Origin of the sequence: Pseudoalteromonas sp. SG41-2, assembly GCF_014164535.1 — a bacterium.
In the GTDB taxonomy this organism is placed as follows: domain Bacteria; phylum Pseudomonadota; class Gammaproteobacteria; order Enterobacterales; family Alteromonadaceae; genus Pseudoalteromonas; species Pseudoalteromonas rhizosphaerae.
Map to the genome: position 1 here is coordinate 1 of NZ_JACJFK010000065.1, position 3,581 is coordinate 3,581.

Sequence of the window (3,581 nt, forward strand, 5' to 3'; positions counted from 1 at the left end):
ACTAGCGTTGTACCAATTCCATACGCAAATAAAGCGCAATCAAGTGACGTTACAGATGTTGCCAGCTCAGTAAAAGTCAATGGCAATGGCGCCGCTAATATAAATAGCACTTTTTCACAAAGCTCTGGCGACTCCCCAGGTGATAAAAGGGGCATTGCCAGCGGCACGAATGATGGCGAAGCAGAGTTTATTATGGGCTCGTTTAATGTATTAATTGAAGGCAAACCCGCGGTACGCCAAGGTGACCCAATGATTTCAAACTCAAAAAACACCCCGCCTGCACCACTTATGCAATCAGGCGGCCCCGCACCAAGAGGGTTGAGCGTGCAAGTGAGGGATTTAGATACACAAAGTGAAGACCCAGCAGAGGCTGTTTATAACATCGAAGCTAAAAGCGATGAGACATTTCTTGGACAAGGGGTTTTTAAGTTGTCACAAGGTGGTTACAAAAAAAATAAAGTGCTAGGTGAGGAATAATAATGACAACTACTACACGTAATTATGTAGAGCTTATACCAAGTACTGACCAAGCGTGCTCTCTAGATTTAATTGTGCCTACGCAATGTGGGCATGGATTAAGTATTCCATTTGGTGAAGCTGAAACTCAAACTCAAAGCAACCCTAAGCAAGCTGATCAGATCCCGCAGCAATTGACAATAACCCCTTTGGTCTTTTGTGAGCCTTCACTAGATAAAAATAAAGCAACAGCGCCAACCTATATTGAGCAACCTGATAATTTTGCTGAGAATACTGCATGTGGATATTTATATATATTTGTTGATGGTTTTTTGTGGCGCGAGTATGCAGCACAGGGCTTAAGCGGATACAGTGAGATTGATTTAGCAAAAGAACACAGTTTAGACACGCGTAAATTTTCAGGCGCTAATGTTAGTAATATTATTATTCCAAGCGCAGCTAAAAGCTTATATAACGGTGACAATCTAAGTAAAACAAAAGTAGAGGTCGCATTTTCGAGAGTGCAATGGTCTTGGGACTACATTTGTACTTTAGGTGGTATGTTTGAAAGTGATAAACGTTTAACCCTTAAACCACTTATGCAAAAGTGTGAAGATACGACTAAAGCGGCTACTTACAGGTCGCAAAGACTCACATTGCTTGATTTTACGCAAGGCATGCCGGCTATTTTAGCAGCTGACGGAACCTTATACCTACATGATAAGCTAGGTATTGCACATCGTTTATTTATGCAAATGGAAATGGCTAAAGTTGTGATGCAAGTTGAATATGAAAAATTAAAATCTAAGCCATTTTACGATTCAGCACTACTTGCATATCAGCTGTATTTAAATGAAAAACTTCATAAAAAAATATCTAAATTTGCAGGGCCAGCGGTTGGAAATCAAGATATCCACGAAGACAGAAGTTTAGAGGCTAGCTCTTTGCGCGATGTAGCAAAGCACCTTGACGCAAAAGAGATCGAAAAGTGGCTCACTTCAAAAGTCGGATTGAGTGCCCTAGAAACATACTTAGATAGTAGAAAACAGCTTGTAGGCTTTTTTCAAGATAAATTTGATACAGAGTCACTACAAACAGTATGTAGCAATAATAATATTTCAACGTTACCAAGCTGGAGTGCTGTATCGCGTGACTTAACTTGCCTAGGTCAAAATGCTTATGGTGCTGCTTTAAAAACACTGTATGAGTATTTAAATGCAACAAATGAACGTACTGCTGAATTACCTATTTTTATAAAACCTATTACAGATAGTGCAAAAAAAAATGAACTCAAAAAGCGCATAGCTGAAGCAGAAAAAGACGGGCAAACACTTGCCAAAAACTTATGTAATGACCCTCAAAGCTTTGTTAGAACACAATTAAGCGCTAAAGAAAGTGCTTATGGGCAAGATTTTAACAATGCACAATATGCCAGTATCACGCCTGATAAATCACAAGAGCCCGGCACCTTTGACCCAGATAAATGGCAAACGTATTTTACAAATATTGATCAAGCAGGTCATAGCCTAGGGAATACAGAAACACTAATAGCTCATGCTTTAAAAACGTCTGATAAAGTACTCACCGAGTTAATTAAATATTGGAAGCGCGCATTTGACCCAGCGGCTAACCCTAATGTGTCGAAACTTCAAATTAAAGTGATTGGCGCAAGCTTAAAAGCATCAGGCATTGAGCCTTACGGCAATATTAAAATTCATAATTTTAATGATGTACCTGAAGGGCATACAATTATTGGTGTTGATATAGTCGAAACCACGCTGTTTAAAGAGCCCAAACTCAGGCGTGCAAGTAAAGCACTAGATAGAGTAATTAACGCGATAGATAACAATAAAAAGCCAAGCGCTAAAGATATCAGTATTATTGCGGGGAATGTACCGCGTGAAGTCACGGGCGATAAAGGTGCTCATGGCACAGTGACCATCACGGACAGTAAAACAGGTAAAACAATCGGGGTGCAAGCCTCTAAACACGCTGCTGCTTTTATACAAAAGGGGTTAGATACAAAAAATTTCGCTAAAGACTTATCAACACTCACGCTTGATGTTTTAACGCTACCTACCGAGCATGTAACAAATTCGATGTTGGCAGCGCATTACAACAATTTAAACCCCATAAAAAGCACTGCAATGCGGTTACCATCAACAGCTAAATTAATGGATAACTGGATAAAATCAAACCCCGGAACCTTCTTTTTACTGGATTCAATCAGCACTATTAATACCTACAAAGAATATAAAAAGAATTTTGAAGGCAAAGGTTTTTTTTATGAGCTAGCAAAAAACATAGCATCTATTTCCTCGGTTATTATTTCATCAGCCCAAGTTTACGAGGCTTACTTTAATAACCGCACTGCTATGTCAAAAGCCATGTACACTGAGGCAGCAGCTAAACTTGAGAAAGCATTTAAGGCAAAAGAGGGCACAGTGCTCTTCACTAAGCTGAGGTTCGCAGCAGGTTTAGGTAGTGCTCTTACCTCTGGCTTATTAATATGGGATGCGTACGATTTAAATAAAAAAGGGCAGCATGGCGCAGCGCTTGCCAGTTTAATTGGTGGCGGTTTGGGTATTGCCAGTGCTTTTCATGGTGCGGTATTTGTATCTATGGGTCCATTTGGTTGGGCGTTTTTAATTGGCAGTATTTTAGCTGGGCTCGTCGCGAGTTACATAACAATCACTGATGCCGAAATATGGGCAAAATACGGCATATTTTCAAACGATAAATCGATAAAAATATATTTTGATGATCAAACAAAAAAAATAACCCTACCAACACAAAACGATTATACAACGTTTACAGACCCCAAACTTTACATGCGCTTTATCACTTCTGTACTCTTTAGTCCTAAGCTAACAATTAAAAAAGTGGCTATGAGTTGGGACCAATATGTAATTGAAGTCGGGTTACCCCTGTATATTGAACAAAAAAGCCAAGTTTACTTAAATGTAACAATAAAACGTTACTCACGAGGTGGTCAATCACCTAAGGGATCCCCAAAAATAATTATTAAGTTTCAATTACATCACTCACATCCATATTTTTCCAATCGATTTGCACTACTACCTGTACGAAATAGGCTAGTCCTTCCAAATAATCTCGCCGTCGCA

General features: G+C 39.3%; 1 protein-coding gene and 1 pseudogene. Both read left to right on the forward strand.

The window, feature by feature from the left end; genetic code table 11:
* The coding region (locus H5186_RS22245; protein ID WP_182795015.1) for a DUF4150 domain-containing protein at nt 1–477 on the forward strand (477 nt) is incomplete at its 5' end.
* Nucleotides 478–479: 2 nt separating this feature from the next.
* Nucleotides 480–3,581 (forward strand): annotated as a pseudogene (locus tag H5186_RS22250) (hypothetical protein); the annotation flags it as partial.